The 13,196-nt window shown below is 60.8% G+C and carries 15 protein-coding genes and 1 riboswitch; of the genes, 12 read left to right on the top strand and 3 right to left on the bottom strand.

Going from position 1 to position 13,196, the window contains the following annotated elements; all coding sequences use genetic code 11:
• Nucleotides 1-72 precede the first annotated feature (72 nt).
• Both B4F27_RS11035 and B4F27_RS11030 read left to right on the top strand, forming a co-directional pair.
• The gene (locus B4F27_RS11035) at nucleotides 73-1,050 is read left to right on the top strand and encodes a DMT family transporter (RefSeq protein ID WP_037942940.1); all 978 of its coding nucleotides are present in this window, start codon (nucleotides 73-75) and stop codon (nucleotides 1,048-1,050) included.
• Nucleotides 1,051-1,161: 111 nt separating this feature from the next.
• Complete coding sequence (locus B4F27_RS11030; RefSeq protein WP_037964653.1) at nucleotides 1,162-2,109, top strand: cyclase family protein; 948 nt, start codon at nucleotides 1,162-1,164, stop codon at nucleotides 2,107-2,109.
• A gap of 82 nt (nucleotides 2,110-2,191) precedes the next feature.
• On the opposite strand, the gene B4F27_RS11025 is transcribed toward B4F27_RS11030, so the two are convergent.
• Nucleotides 2,192-3,061 carry a branched-chain amino acid aminotransferase gene (locus B4F27_RS11025; protein WP_005850954.1) on the bottom strand — a complete coding sequence of 290 codons (870 nt, stop codon included), beginning with the start codon at nucleotides 3,059-3,061 and terminating at the stop codon, nucleotides 2,192-2,194.
• Nucleotides 3,062-3,221: 160 nt separating this feature from the next.
• Between B4F27_RS11025 and B4F27_RS11020 the strand changes: the two genes are divergently transcribed.
• The 5 genes from B4F27_RS11020 (at nucleotide 3,222) to dxs (ending at nucleotide 7,647) form a co-directional block, all read left to right on the top strand.
• The gene (locus B4F27_RS11020; RefSeq protein ID WP_005850955.1) at nucleotides 3,222-3,734 is read left to right on the top strand and encodes a MarR family winged helix-turn-helix transcriptional regulator; all 513 of its coding nucleotides are present in this window, start codon (nucleotides 3,222-3,224) and stop codon (nucleotides 3,732-3,734) included.
• The gene (locus B4F27_RS11015) at nucleotides 3,731-4,432 is read left to right on the top strand and encodes a response regulator (RefSeq protein ID WP_005850956.1); all 702 of its coding nucleotides are present in this window, start codon (nucleotides 3,731-3,733) and stop codon (nucleotides 4,430-4,432) included. The genes B4F27_RS11020 and B4F27_RS11015 overlap by 4 nt, the downstream gene beginning before the upstream one ends.
• Before the next feature lie 135 nt (nucleotides 4,433-4,567).
• Entirely contained in the window at nucleotides 4,568-4,810 is a 243-nt protein-coding gene (locus B4F27_RS11010) for an exodeoxyribonuclease VII small subunit (protein WP_005850957.1), read from the top strand.
• A complete protein-coding gene (locus tag B4F27_RS11005) occupies nucleotides 4,764-5,702 on the top strand; it encodes a polyprenyl synthetase family protein (RefSeq protein ID WP_286759673.1) in 939 nt (312 codons plus the stop codon). The genes B4F27_RS11010 and B4F27_RS11005 overlap by 47 nt, the downstream gene beginning before the upstream one ends.
• Before the next feature lie 16 nt (nucleotides 5,703-5,718).
• Nucleotides 5,719-7,647: a 1-deoxy-D-xylulose-5-phosphate synthase gene (gene dxs / locus B4F27_RS11000; protein ID WP_009825808.1), complete on the top strand. Its 1,929-nt coding sequence runs from the start codon at nucleotides 5,719-5,721 to the stop codon at nucleotides 7,645-7,647.
• 27 nt (nucleotides 7,648-7,674) lie between these two features.
• Here dxs and B4F27_RS10995 read toward each other — a convergent pair whose 3' ends face one another.
• Nucleotides 7,675-8,109, bottom strand: coding sequence for a 6,7-dimethyl-8-ribityllumazine synthase (locus tag B4F27_RS10995; protein ID WP_005850960.1), 435 nt, complete (start codon nucleotides 8,107-8,109; stop codon nucleotides 7,675-7,677).
• 80 nt (nucleotides 8,110-8,189) lie between these two features.
• Nucleotides 8,190-8,348, bottom strand: a riboswitch (FMN riboswitch).
• A 66-nt stretch (nucleotides 8,349-8,414) separates the two neighbouring features.
• Here B4F27_RS10995 and B4F27_RS10990 point away from each other — a divergent pair.
• From B4F27_RS10990 to B4F27_RS10970, 5 genes are all read left to right on the top strand, one after another.
• Nucleotides 8,415-9,038, top strand: coding sequence for an FMN-binding negative transcriptional regulator (locus B4F27_RS10990; RefSeq protein WP_286759672.1), 624 nt, complete (start codon nucleotides 8,415-8,417; stop codon nucleotides 9,036-9,038).
• A gap of 68 nt (nucleotides 9,039-9,106) precedes the next feature.
• Complete coding sequence (locus tag B4F27_RS10985; RefSeq protein ID WP_235602507.1) at nucleotides 9,107-9,718, top strand: glutathione S-transferase; 612 nt, start codon at nucleotides 9,107-9,109, stop codon at nucleotides 9,716-9,718.
• A 176-nt stretch (nucleotides 9,719-9,894) separates the two neighbouring features.
• Nucleotides 9,895-10,455 (top strand): ubiquinol-cytochrome c reductase iron-sulfur subunit, encoded by a 561-nt coding sequence (gene petA / locus B4F27_RS10980; RefSeq protein ID WP_286759671.1) that lies wholly within the window; start codon nucleotides 9,895-9,897, stop codon nucleotides 10,453-10,455.
• A gap of 12 nt (nucleotides 10,456-10,467) precedes the next feature.
• Entirely contained in the window at nucleotides 10,468-11,811 is a 1,344-nt protein-coding gene (gene petB, locus B4F27_RS10975) for a cytochrome b (RefSeq protein WP_005850964.1), read from the top strand.
• Between the two features lie 5 nt (nucleotides 11,812-11,816).
• Nucleotides 11,817-12,665 (top strand): cytochrome c1, encoded by an 849-nt coding sequence (locus B4F27_RS10970; RefSeq protein ID WP_074636237.1) that lies wholly within the window; start codon nucleotides 11,817-11,819, stop codon nucleotides 12,663-12,665.
• 135 nt (nucleotides 12,666-12,800) lie between these two features.
• Here the strand turns inward: B4F27_RS10970 and B4F27_RS10965 are convergent, their stop codons facing one another.
• On the bottom strand, nucleotides 12,801-13,160 hold the full coding sequence (locus B4F27_RS10965; protein ID WP_005850966.1) for a putative quinol monooxygenase: 360 nt from the start codon (nucleotides 13,158-13,160) through the stop codon (nucleotides 12,801-12,803).
• Nucleotides 13,161-13,196: the final 36 nt, after the last annotated feature.

The raw sequence follows: 13,196 nt of genomic DNA, 5'->3' as shown, positions 1-13,196 counted from the left end.
ATTGGCGGGAATACGACGCGCAAGTTGACGCGGGGTCTTGCAACTTGAAACCTGCAGGCGCAAGCATGCGCCATGCAAAGCACCACGACAGAGCACCGCCCCGGCCGGGCCATCGCCCTTAAACTGGGGGCGGTCTTTCTGTTCTCGGTCATGGCGGCCCTTATCAAGATCGCGACGGCCACCGTGCCCGCCGCCCAAGCGGTGTTCTACCGGTCGTTCTTTGCCTTCCCGATGATCATCCTGTGGCTATGGCAAAGCGGCGACCTGCGCGACGGGCTGAAGCCGAGCAATCTGATGGGCCACGTCTGGCGCGGCGTTTTCGGGACCACGGCGATGGCGCTGACCTTTGCCGGGCTTAGCCTGCTGCCTCTGCCAGAGGTCACCGCGATCGGCTATGCCACGCCGCTTTTCACGGTAATCTTCGCCGCGATATTTCTGGGCGAACAGGTGCGCGTGTTCCGACTGTCTGCGGTGGCCGTGGGGTTGATCGGCGTGCTGATCGTTCTGTATCCCCGCTTTACCGTAGGCGGGGATAGCGTGTCGCAGCTTGCCATGCTGGGGGCGATGATGGTGGTTGCCGCGTCGATCATGCGCGCGCTTGTCCAGATCCACGTGCGCCGATTGGTGCAAACCGACAGCACGGCGGCCATCGTGTTCTATTTCTCGCTCACCGCGACCTGCCTGTCGTTCCTCACGCTGCCCGCAGGCATGGTGATCAATTGGGAGCCGCTGTGGTGGGTGAACCCCGGGTGGCAAGTCTCGGCGCTATTGATCCTGTCGGGTATGATCGGCGGGGTATCACAGATCATGATCACGGCCTCTTACCGCTTTGGCCCGGTGTCGATGCTCGCCCCGTTCGACTATGCCTCTATGCTGTTTGCGGTGTTGATCGGCTGGGTGCTTTTCAGCGAAATCCCGACGCCTGCTATCCTGATCGGTGCCGGTCTGGTCATCGCCGGCGGTGCCGCGATCATCTGGCGGGAACGGCAGTTGGGGCTGGATCGATCCAAATCCAAGGCCAGCAGCACGCCACAGGGGACGCCCAGCTGACCGGTTGAAATTACGTGCCCAGATTGAATTTCATGTTAGCCTAACCCTCTGGGGTGTGGAGCAGCGGCTATCCCGTCGGTGCTGCACCCTGTTTTCTGGGAGGGAAGAAAGATGAAATTTACCAAGATTATCGCAACTGCCGTGTCCATTGGCGTCGGGGCATCTGCCGCATGGGCGCAAGACTGTGACCATTCGCATTGGGGCCCTGACGACCAGCTGGGATCGGCGAACCTGATCTCGACCGAGCGCACGTTGGAGGCCGCCAAGCTGATCAAGCAGGGCAAATCGATGCCGCTCGGGATCGTGATCGGGCCGGATACACCTGCCTTCCCGCCCCGTTCGCTGAGCCTTCAGGTCGTCCAGCCGAACCAGCACGGTGGCCAAAAGCTGTCGTCCTTTGGCTACGAGGGCAATTATAACGACGATCTGCTGCAAACCTGGATCGGTATCGGGTCGCAGTTGGACGGGCTTGGGCATCTGGGCGAAGACGGGATGTATTATAACTGCCTAGACGAAAAGGAAATCTCGGCGATCAGCGGCCTGACCAAATTGGGAACGCATGCCGTGCCGCCCTTGGTCGGGCGCGCTGTGATCATCGATATGGCCAAGCACATGGGCAAAGATGTGTTGGCCGCCGGTGAGCATTTTGGCGAGGCAGAGATCACCGCCGCGATGGAGGCGCAGCAGATCACGGTAAACGAAGGGGATATCGTGCTGTTTCACACGGGCTGGACCGACGGCATGATGGAAAGCGACCCAACGGCCTGGGGGTCCACCGAACCGGGGCTGAACAACGAAGGCGCGGTGTTTATGGCGTCGATGAACCCGATGGCCGTGGGTGCAGACACATGGGGCCTAGAAGCCATTCCACCCAAAGAGGGGGACAAGGTGTTCTATGGCCATGTCACGCTGCTCAAGGATAACGGCATCTATATTCTGGAGACGATGAACACAGGACCGCTGGTCGCTGAAGGCGTGCAGGAGTTCATGTTCGTGCTCGGGCAGCCGCTGATCAAAGGCACGGTACAGGCGATGATCAATCCGGTCGCGCTTTACTAATACGACGTGCTGCACCGCAGGCGCGGGCACGAAAACGGCGCGGGGGGAGAACCCCTCGCGCCGTTTGTTTTGATGGGGCAGTTCAGGACCGGACGAGCTTTTCGTAGTCTTCCGAAATCTCGCGGGTGAGCGCGCCAACCTCGAAGGTGTAGTCGCCGATCTGTCCGACGGGTGTGACCTCGGCCGCGGTGCCGGTCAGCCAGCATTGCTCGAAGCCTTCCAGCTCTTCCGGCATGATGTGGCGTTCGTGCACGGTCAGGCCCTTTTCCTTGAGCATCCCGATGACGGTCTGACGGGTCAGCCCGTTCAGGAAGCAATCGGCCAGTGGCGTATGCACTTCGCCGTCCTTGACGAAAAAGATGTTCGCGCCGGTCGCTTCGGCCACATAGCCACGGTAGTCCATGAACAGCGCGTCGGAACAGCCCTTGGCCTCTGCCGCGTGTTTGGAGGTGGTGCAGATCATATACAGGCCCGCCGCTTTGGCGTGTACGGGGATCGTTTCGGGCGACGGGCGCTTCCACTTCGAGATGTCGAGCTTGGCGCCCTTCATCTTGGCGTCGCCGTAATAGTTGCCCCATTCCCAGCCCGCGATGGCCAGACGCACAGGGTTGCGCGCCGCCGAGACACCCATGTCGGGGCCGGCACCACGCCACGCGACCGCACGGACATAGGCATCGGTCCAGCCGTTCGCCTTGAGCATCTCGTATTTCGCGGCTTCGATCTCGTCCACGGAATAGGGGATTTCGAAGTCGAGGTATTGCGCCGATTTGCGCAGCCGTTCCGAATGCTCGCGGCCTTTGAAAATCTTGCCATTGTAGCAGCGTTCGCCCTCGAACACCGATGACGCATAGTGCATGGCGTGGGTCAGGATGTGGACATTGGCGTCGCGCCAATCGACCATTTTACCGTCCAACCAGATTTTGCCGTCGCGATCGTCGTATGCGCCGTCCATGATGTATCCTTCCTCAAAGCACCTCGGGGTTTATGAAAATTGCGTGAAACCCGCTGCGTGCAGACATATAATTACGCAAAACATGGGATTCGATAGCCTTTGACTCTTGGAAAGTCAATAACGCTGACGTAAGCTCTTGGCGCAGCAAGGGGAGAGTATAATGGCAGACGGACGCGGCCCATCATCACACACGGGCGAGAACCTGCTGTTCCTGACGGATGAACAGCTGCGGCAGGGGATCGAGGCGATGTTCTTTGCCTACCGCGGCTTTACAGCCGACCCTGACAAGATCCTTGTGGATATGGCCTATGGTCGTGCGCACCACCGTGCGATCCACTTTATCAACCGGGCCCCGGGCACGACGGTAAACAACCTTCTGGGGATTTTGGGTGTTACAAAACAATCCCTTAATCGTGTATTGCGCACGCTGATCGCTGATGGTCTTGTCAAAAGCCAAGTGGGAAAAGCAGACAAGCGGGAGCGGCACTTGTATCTGACTGACGCCGGGCGCGCGCTCGAACAGACATTGTCTGATGCACAGCGGATGCGGATGCGCAGTGCGTTCCGCGACGCGGGCCCCGAGGCGGTCGCCGGTTTCCGCACCGTGCTAGAGGCGATGATGGACCCCGAAATGCACCATTGTTACACCCGTCTGAAGGAAAACGGCGCGTGAACGAGGCCGACGCACATCTGCTGATCGTCGACGACGACGAACGTATTCGCACGCTGCTGCAGAAGTTCCTGATGCGGCACGGGTTCCTTGTGACCTCGGCCCGCGATGCCGCCCATGCGCGGCGTATTCTGGCGGGGCTGGATTTCGACCTGATCGTGCTGGATGTGATGATGCCGGGCGAGGATGGTCTCAGCCTGACCCGCAGCCTGCGCGAAGACATGCAAACGCCGATCCTACTGCTGACCGCCAAGGGCGAGACGGGCAACCGGATCGAAGGGCTGGAAGCGGGGGCGGATGATTACCTTGCCAAACCGTTCGAACCCAAAGAGCTGCTGTTGCGGATCAACGCGATCCTGCGGCGTATGCCCGACACCCGCGTGGCTGATACCGCGCCCAAGGTGCTGTCGATGGGGCCGATCCGCTATGACATCGAACGCGGAGAGCTGTGGCAGGGCGATGATCTGGTGCGGCTGACCGCCACCGAAATCCAGCTGATGCGCATTTTCGCGGCCCAACCCGGCGCCGCGCTGAGCCGGTCAAAACTGGTGGAGGAATTGGGCCGTGACCGCGGGCAGGCGCAGGAACGTGCTGTCGATGTGCAGATCACCCGTTTGCGCCGCAAGATCGAAGACAATCCCAAACAGCCCCGCTATCTGCAAACCGTGCGCGGCGCGGGCTATATGCTGGCCCCCGACTGATCACGCGCTGCCTTGGCGGTAAATGTGGTGTCGTGGCGTAAGAGAATTTGCGCCCAAGAAATCGGCACGGTCACTGGAAGCCATGGCGCGGGCGGGCTATGGTCAGGCCAAGTTTGATTGATGGGATTCACGGCAATGACGGATACTCCGGTAGAAGAGATGAGCTTTGAGGCAGCGATGGCCGAACTGGAAAAGGTTCTGGGCCAGCTGGAACGCGGCGATGTGGCGCTGGATGAAAGCATTTCGCTTTACGAACGCGGGGCCAAGCTCAAGAAACGCTGCGAGACCAAGCTGAAGGAAGCCGAAGAGAAAGTCGCGCAGATCACGCTGGATGGCGACGGCAACCCTGTCGGAGTGGCTCCTGTTGGCGGGGTTTGACATCTCGCTTGAGACAGAGCTGACGCGCAAACCGTTTCATGCGGCCATGCCCCATGCTGCGAATCTGGCGATTGGCCAGATCCTGCACGGGCTTGGCGGGTTGGACGGCACCGTGGCCGAGGCGATGCGCTATGCCGTGACAGGCGGCAAGGGCCTGCGGGCCTTTCTGGTGATCGAAAGCGCGCGGCTGCACGGGGTGATAGAAGCACAAGCCGCCCCCGCCGCCGGCGCGATCGAGGCGCTGCACGCCTATTCGCTGGTGCATGATGACATGCCTTGCATGGATGATGACGCCCTGCGTCGGGGTCAACCCACGGTACATGTTAAATGGGGCGAGGCGACGGCGGTTCTGGCGGGCGATGCGCTGCAGACATTGGCGTTTGAACTGGTCGCGGCAACGGGCTGCGGCGACGCTGAACGGGTTGCGCTGGTCACGGGGCTGGCGCGGGCTGCCGGTGTGCGCGGCATGGTGGGCGGGCAGGCGATGGACATCGCCGCCGAAACCGCACGCCAACCGCTGACCCTTGACCAGATCACGACGCTTCAGGCCGGCAAGACCGGTGCGCTGATCGAATGGGCCGCGACCTCGGGGCCGGTGATGGCGGGCGATGATCCCGCTGCGCTGCGCAGCTATGCGCGCAACCTCGGGCTGGCGTTCCAGATTGCGGATGACATTCTTGACGTCGAAGGCGATGCCGCCACGGTGGGCAAGGCCGTCGGCAAGGATGCCGATGCGGGCAAGGCGACCTTTGTGTCGCTGCTGGGGCTGGACCCCGCCCGCACCCGTGCCCGTGATCTTGTCGATGCTGCCTGTGATGCCCTGTCCCCCTACGGCAGTGACGCCGAAACCTTGCGAGACGCGGCCCGCTTCGTTATTTCCCGCAAAAGCTGATCCGGTGGAGAGCCAGATGACCGATAGACCAGATACGCCCCTTTTGGACCGGGTGAACCGCCCTGCCGATCTGAAGAATTTCTCGGATGCAGAGCTGGTGAAACTGTCCCATGAACTGCGGGCAGAGACGATTTCTGCCGTATCAGAGACGGGCGGCCATCTGGGCGCGGGTCTGGGCGTGGTTGAACTGACGGTCGCGATCCATTCGGTGTTCGATACGCCGAAGGACAAACTGATCTGGGACGTGAGCCACCAGTGCTACCCGCATAAGATCCTGACCGAACGCCGCGACCGTATCCGCACCTTGCGTATGAAAGACGGGTTGAGCGGATTTACCAAACGCAGTGAATCCCCCTACGACCCCTTTGGCGCGGCGCATTCGTCGACCTCTATCAGCGCGGCTTTGGGCTTTTCGGTCGCACGGGATCTGGGCGGCAATGTCCCCGAAGGTCTGGGCGATGCGATTGCGGTGATCGGCGATGGGTCGATGTCGGCGGGCATGGCCTATGAGGCGATGAACAACGCGGGCCATTTGAAAAAGCGGATGTTCGTCATCCTGAACGACAACGAGATGTCGATCGCGCCGCCAGTGGGGGCGATGTCGACCTACCTCAGCCGTCTTTATGCCGAAGAGCCGTTTCAGGATTTCAAAGCCGCGGCCAAGGGTGCTGTCAGCATGTTGCCCGGCCCGTTCCGCGAAGGGGCCAAGCGCGCCAAGGATATGCTCAAAGGCATGGCCGTGGGCGGTACGTTGTTCGAACAGCTTGGGTTTTCCTATCTCGGGCCGATTGACGGGCATGACCTGAACCAGTTGCTGCCGGTGTTGCGCACGGTCAAGGCGCGGGCGACGGGGCCGGTGCTGATCCATGTGATCACCAAAAAGGGCAAGGGCTATGGCCCCGCCGAAGCCGCCCGTGACAAGGGCCACGCGACCGCCAAGTTCAATGTGCTGACGGGCGAGCAAAAGAAAGCGCCGTCAAACGCGCCCAGCTATACCCGCGTCTTTGCGGACAGCCTGATCGCCGAGGCCGCAAAAGACGACAAGATCTGCGCCGTGACGGCCGCGATGCCGGATGGGACAGGGCTGAACCTTTTCGCCGAACGCTACCCCAGCCGGTGCTTTGACGTGGGCATCGCGGAACAGCACGGTGTAACATTCTCTGCCGGATTGGCGGCGGGCGGGATGAAGCCGTTCTGCACGATGTATTCGACCTTCCTGCAGCGCGGTTATGATCAGGTGGTGCATGACGTGGCGATCCAGCGCTTGCCGGTGCGCTTTGCGATTGATCGCGCGGGGTTGGTCGGGGCGGATGGCGCCACCCACGCTGGTGCCTTTGACGTGGCGTTTTTGGCGAACCTGCCCGATTTCGTCGTGATGGCTGCCGCGGATGAGGCAGAGCTGGTGCATATGGTGGCCACGGCGGCGGCCTATGACGACGGGCCGATTGCCTTCCGCTTCCCGCGGGGTGAAGGCGCGGGCGTGACCATGCCCGAACGCGGCGAACCGCTGGAGATTGGCAAGGGGCGCATCATCGCCGAGGGCAAGCGCGTGGCGCTGCTGTCCTTTGGTACGCGCCTGTCAGAGGTGGAAAAAGCCGCCGAGGCGCTGCGGGCCAAGGGCATCACGCCGACCATTGCCGACGCCCGCTTTGCCAAGCCGCTTGACCGCGAGATGATCCTGTCGCTGGCCGCCGATCACGAGGCGCTGATCACCATCGAAGAGGGTGCAGTCGGCGGTTTTGGCAGCCATGTGGCACAGCTTCTGGCGGATGAGGGCGTGTTCGACGCGGGGCTGAAATACCGGTCTATGGTGCTGCCCGATATCTTTATCGATCAGGCGAGCCCCGCGGATATGTATGCGGTCGCGGGGATGAACGCCGAACATATCGAGGCCAAAGTGCTGGATGTGCTGGGCATCGCCAGCATCGGGGCGCAGCGGGCCTGACGCACAGGCCCGCGCGGTAAACCCGTCTTAGGCGTCAAGCAGTTGACGCGCCGCGACGATGCCAAGCGCTGCCGAAGCGGCCTCGCGGCCCTTTTCGACGAAATGCGCGCGGTAGATCGCATTGTGGTGGTCGGTTTCCTGATAATGGTGCGGCGTCAGCGACACCGAGAGGACGGGCACGCCCGTATCAAGGCCTACGCGCATCAACCCGTCAACCACGGCTGTCGCCACGAAATCATGCCGGTAGATGCCGCCATCGACCACGAAGGCCGCGCAGATCACCGCATCGTATTTGCCGGATTTGGCGAGGGTCTGCGCCATCAGCGGCATCTCGAACGCGCCGGGGACATCGACAACATCGATCTGGCTTGCGGGGATGGTTTCGGAAAACCCGTCATAGGCACGATCAACGATATCGGCGTGCCAGCGTGCTTTTACAAAGGCGTAGCGGGTGTGTGTCATAGTGATCTCCTTTTTTACGTCAGCGACACAAGTCACCCAAGGCGATCACGATTGCGGACGGCCCCAAGGGGCCGCAACAAACGCATTCTCTTTCATCCGGACTATGACCGTCGGCTCTGGCATCTCACCAGATCTGCTGACCCGGCGCATCCCGAAGGGATGTCGCCAGCGCTCGCGGGCTCGTGGCACTGGGGCCACATACCGCCGGTGGGGAATTGCGCCCCGCCCTGAGAATAGGGATACGTTGCCAAGGCAGGGGCGCGTCTGCAATACCAAAAGCGCGTTTGCAGTTTGGACCCTACGTTATGCACCCGAATCCCGTTTACCACGACGCCGGCACCGCCAAGAACATCGCCTTTGCCCGCGACCGCAGCTTTGGCGTGCTCGCAGCCAATGGCAGCGACGCCCCGTTGATCAGCCATGTGCCGTTTTTGCTGAACGAAGCAGGGGATCAGGCGGATCTGCATCTGGTCCGGTCAAACCCGATTGCGCGGGCGCTCAAGCCCGCGCTGCCGGTCAAGCTCGCCATCAGCGGGGGCGATAGCTATGTCTCGCCCGACTGGTACGACATCGACGATCAGGTGCCGACGTGGAACTATGTGGCGGTGCATCTGACCGGCACGCTAGAGCTGCGCCCGCAGGAAGAGCTGCTGGACCTGCTGGATCGCCAGTCTGCCTGGTTCGAGGATCGTCTGCTGCCCAAGCCGCCGTGGACCACCGCCAAGATGAACCCCCTGACCATGCAGAAAATGATGCGCATGATCGTGCCCTGCCGGATCCGGATCACCGGCGTCGACGGGACGTGGAAGCTGAGCCAGAATAAACCCGATGCGGTGCGACTGGCCGCAGCCGACGGTGTAGAGGCGCACGGCTTTGGCGCGGGAACAGGCAGTTTGGCCGACCAGATGCGCGCGGCAAAAGGTGCGTGATCAACAAGCGATTGCACCGCGCGCGGATGACGTTGATAGTTCGCCCAAACCCCGAGGAGGAGACACCCGTGAAACTATCCTATTCCCCGACATCACCCTATGTCCGCAAGGTCATGGTATTGCTGCATGAAACCGGCCAGATCGAAGATGTGTCGCTTGAGAATATCTCGACCACGCCGCTGGCACCTGATGCGGCGCTGCTGCCGAACAACCCGCTGGCCAAAGTACCGGCACTGGTGCGCGACGAGGGGCCCGCGCTGTATGATAGCCGTGTGATTTGCGCCTATCTGGATGATCGCGCGGGCGGCAAGCTGTACCCGACCGGCAGCCGCCGCTGGGACACGCTGACGCTTGAGGCAACGGCGGATGGTATGCTCGATGCGGCGCTATCGATGGTCTACGAGGGCCGGATGCGCCCCGAAGGCAAGCAGATGCCAGAATGGGTCGAGGGTCAGTGGTCCAAGATTGAACGGGCGTGCGCGGCGCTGAACACACGCTGGATCAGTCAGCTTTCCGGTCCGCTGGATATGGGGCAGATCGCCGTCGGCTGCGCCTTGGGATACCTTGATTTCCGGCATGACGCGCGCAATTGGCGCAAGGGAAACGACGCCTTGGCCGATTGGGCGCGCCGCTTTGATTCGCGTGCATCCATGCAGGCCACTGCCCCTCCGGCAGGATAAAAGCGCAAAAAATCCGGTCTGCACCCTTGAAGGAATGCAACACTGCGACGGTTTGCGCGACAAAGGTATCTGGACGTGCGCGACGCAGCCCGCTAGTAACCAAAAGAATTGTGGGAGGTGCGTCAGCGCCGCCCCTTGATTTAATGGCCGTCAGGCCCTCGATTTGGAGTTAACCCGTGTCCCAAGCAGAAGATCACGCAGGCACCCGGAGGGATTTCCTCTATTACGCCACAGCTGGTACAGGTGCGGTCGCCGTCGGCGCGGCAGTCTGGCCATTGGTCAATCAGTTGAACCCATCCGCAGATGTGAAGGCGCTGTCGTCCATCCGCGTCGATGTGTCCGCTGTTGAGCCAGGTACACAGCTCACGGTCAAATGGTTGGGTAAGCCGGTGTTCATCCGCCGCCGTACCGAAGAAGAAATCGCCAAGGCACGTGACGTTGAAATGTCCGAGCTGCCCGATCCGGGTGCCGAGAACGCCAACATCGCAGCCGGTGCCCCCGCGACGGATGAAAACCGCGCCATGGTCGGTAAAGAAGACTGGCTGGTGATGATGGGCGTCTGTACCCACCTGGGCTGCGTGCCTTTGGGCGACGCAGGTGACTTTGGCGGCTGGTTCTGCCCCTGCCACGGGTCGCACTATGACACTGCGGGCCGTATCCGCAAAGGGCCAGCACCGCGCAACCTGCCGGTGCCAATCGCAGAATTCGTGGATGAAACCACGATCAAACTAGGTTAAGGGAGAACGGGAATGGCTGGAATTCCTCACGACCATTACGAGCCGAAATCTAACGGAGAGAAGTGGCTGCACACCCGTCTTCCCGTTGTTGGGCTGCTGTATGACACATTGATGATCCCGACACCGAAGAACCTGAACTGGATGTGGATCTGGGGCATTGTTCTGACGTTCTGTCTGGCACTGCAAATCGTGACCGGCATCGTGCTGGCGATGCACTACACCCCCCATGTCGATGTCGCGTTCTCGAGCGTTGAACACATCATGCGGAACGTGAACGGCGGCTACATGCTGCGCTATCTGCACATGAATGGCGCGTCGCTGTTCTTTGTTGCGGTCTACGCGCACATCTTCCGCGGCCTCTACTACGGGTCGTATAAAGCGCCACGTGAAATCACGTGGATCGTCGGCATGCTGATCTACCTTCTGATGATGGCAACCGGCTTTATGGGCTATGTTCTGCCTTGGGGTCAGATGTCGTTCTGGGGCGCTACGGTTATCACCGGTCTGTTCGGTGCGATCCCGTTCATCGGGGAAAGCCTGCAAACGCTTCTGCTGGGCGGGCCTGCGGTCGATAACGCCACGCTGAACCGTTTCTTCAGCTTGCACTACCTGCTGCCCTTCGTGATTGCCGGTCTGGTGATCGTGCACATCTGGGCCTTCCACACCACGGGGAACAACAACCCCACAGGGGTCGAGGTCCGGCGCACAAGCAAGGAAGACGCAGAGAAAGACACGCTGCCCTTCTGGCCCTACTTCGTGATGAAAGACCTGTTCGCGCTGGCCGTGATCCTGGTTGTTTTCTTTGCGATCGTGGGGTTCATGCCGAACTATCTGGGCCACCCCGATAACTATATCGAGGCGAACCCGCTTTCGACGCCTGCGCACATTGTGCCTGAATGGTACTTCCTGCCGTTCTACGCGATCCTGCGTGCCTTTACTGCCGAAGTCTGGGTTGTTCAGATTGCGTCCTTCGTGACCGGTGGCATCATCGACGCCAAGTTCTTTGGTGTTCTGGCGATGTTCGGTGCGATCGCGGTGATGGCACTGGTGCCTTGGCTGGACACATCCTCGGTGCGTTCGGGCCGCTATCGTCCCATGTTCAAGTGGTGGTTCGCGCTGCTGGTGATCGACTTCTTCGCGCTGATGTGGCTGGGTGCCATGCCTGCGGAAGAGCCCTATGCCAGCTTCTCGCTGATCGCTTCGGCCTATTGGTTCGCATACTTCCTGGTGATCCTGCCGCTTCTGGGTGTGATCGAGAAACCAGCGCCGCAGCCTGAAACCATCGAAGCCGACTTTGACGCGCATTACGCGCCAAAAACCGGCGGCACCAAGACGCTGGTCAAGCCAGCAGAGTAAGGACCATGACAATGATCAAGAAAACCTTCCTTTCGGCTGTTGTCGCCTTGGGCTTTGCAGGTTCCGCTGCTTTCGCCGCCGGTGGTGAAGCGCATGTCGAAGACTTTGACTTCTCTTTCGAAGGGCCTTTCGGGTCCTTCGATGCCAACCAGCTGCAACGCGGTCTGCAAATCTATACCGAGGTATGCTCTGCCTGCCACGGGATGAAGTTTGTGCCGATCCGTACACTTGCGGATGAAGGTGGCCCCCACCTTCCCGAAGATCAGGTCCGTGCCTATGCCGCGAACTTTGATATCTTCGACCCCGAGCTGGACGACACACGCCCCGGCACGCCGGTTGACCATTTCCCTGAGTCCGCGTTGGATACTGCGCCCGATCTCAGCTTGATGGCCAAGAAGCGCGCCGGTTTCCACGGGCCTTATGGTCTGGGGATCAACCAGTTCTTCAAAGGCATCGGCGGACCCGAATATATCGCGTCGCTTTTGACTGGCTACGAAGAAGCGCCTGCCTGTGCCCCCGAGGATTTCCCCGGTCACTACAACACGGCGTTCCCAAGCGGCGGTATCCCCGAATCCTGTAAGGACGAGAATGGCCACGCCACAATCGAAGGCAGCTGGATCGCGATGGCACCCCCGCTGTACGGTGATGACGTGACCTATAACGACGGCCACGATTCTGACCTGCACCACGAAGCCGAAGACGTTGCGGCCTTCCTGATGTGGACAGCCGAGCCCAAGATGATGGCACGCAAGCAAGCCGGTTTTGCTGGCGTTCTGTTCCTGACGCTACTGTCGGTATTGCTGTACCTGACCAACAAACGTCTGTGGGCCCCTGTGAAACACAAGGAAGACTGATCTTCCTTCACACGGCCAATGCCTGAATATAGCCCCCCGATCCATCGCGGTTCGGGGGGCTTTCTTTTTTTGGGGACGCGTTCGGCTGGGTACTAGCGCTGCTGGCTTGCGACAGTGACAGGCGACGCCAGTGGATTAACGGTGAAACCCTGCCACGCGGTCAAGCCGCACACCGCCATAGCCCGCAAGCACGGACATCACCGCGGCGGTGGCAGGGCCGTAGACGGTTAAACGCACCGGCATAAACAGCTCTGTAAACCGGTCAGCAAAGCGGCCACCGAACTGCGCAAAATGCGCCATCACGGCTGCATTGTCCGCATAACGTTCCAGCACAGTGCAGGTGCGTCGGTCGTCGGACATGTAGAATTCGCAATGCAGCGTGCGCGGTTCGTCTGCCTCTGCAGCCTGTACCATTTCCTCAAGCAACGGTTGGACATTGTCGCCCTGACCATCCCGCACGTCCATCTCGAGGACCCATTCGATAATTTCGCTCATGTTAACCCTTTCTCGCTAGGGAATCACCCTAGAGGA

Source organism: Sulfitobacter sp. UBA1132, from assembly GCF_002311545.1.
GTDB classification, from domain to species: domain Bacteria; phylum Pseudomonadota; class Alphaproteobacteria; order Rhodobacterales; family Rhodobacteraceae; genus Sulfitobacter; species Sulfitobacter pontiacus.
Note: the sequence above shows the minus strand (reverse complement) of the source record. Positions and strands in the feature narration are given on the sequence as shown.

What these genes read in the sequence shown, in the direction of transcription:
- B4F27_RS11035 (WP_037942940.1), top strand. Translation starts at nt 73, where the DNA reads ATGCAAAGCACCACGACAGAGCACCGCCCCGGCCGGGCCATCGCCCTT.
- B4F27_RS11030 (WP_037964653.1), top strand. Translation starts at nt 1,162, where the DNA reads ATGAAATTTACCAAGATTATCGCAACTGCCGTGTCCATTGGCGTCGGG.
- B4F27_RS11025 (WP_005850954.1), bottom strand. Translation starts at nt 3,061, where the DNA reads ATGGACGGCGCATACGACGATCGCGACGGCAAAATCTGGTTGGACGGT.
- B4F27_RS11020 (WP_005850955.1), top strand. Translation starts at nt 3,222, where the DNA reads ATGGCAGACGGACGCGGCCCATCATCACACACGGGCGAGAACCTGCTG.
- B4F27_RS11010 (WP_005850957.1), top strand. Translation starts at nt 4,568, where the DNA reads ATGACGGATACTCCGGTAGAAGAGATGAGCTTTGAGGCAGCGATGGCC.
- B4F27_RS11005 (WP_286759673.1), top strand. Translation starts at nt 4,764, where the DNA reads ATGGCGACGGCAACCCTGTCGGAGTGGCTCCTGTTGGCGGGGTTTGAC.
- dxs (WP_009825808.1), top strand. Translation starts at nt 5,719, where the DNA reads ATGACCGATAGACCAGATACGCCCCTTTTGGACCGGGTGAACCGCCCT.
- B4F27_RS10995 (WP_005850960.1), bottom strand. Translation starts at nt 8,109, where the DNA reads ATGACACACACCCGCTACGCCTTTGTAAAAGCACGCTGGCACGCCGAT.
- B4F27_RS10990 (WP_286759672.1), top strand. Translation starts at nt 8,415, where the DNA reads ATGCACCCGAATCCCGTTTACCACGACGCCGGCACCGCCAAGAACATC.
- petB (WP_005850964.1), top strand. Translation starts at nt 10,468, where the DNA reads ATGGCTGGAATTCCTCACGACCATTACGAGCCGAAATCTAACGGAGAG.
- B4F27_RS10970 (WP_074636237.1), top strand. Translation starts at nt 11,817, where the DNA reads ATGACAATGATCAAGAAAACCTTCCTTTCGGCTGTTGTCGCCTTGGGC.
- B4F27_RS10965 (WP_005850966.1), bottom strand. Translation starts at nt 13,160, where the DNA reads ATGAGCGAAATTATCGAATGGGTCCTCGAGATGGACGTGCGGGATGGT.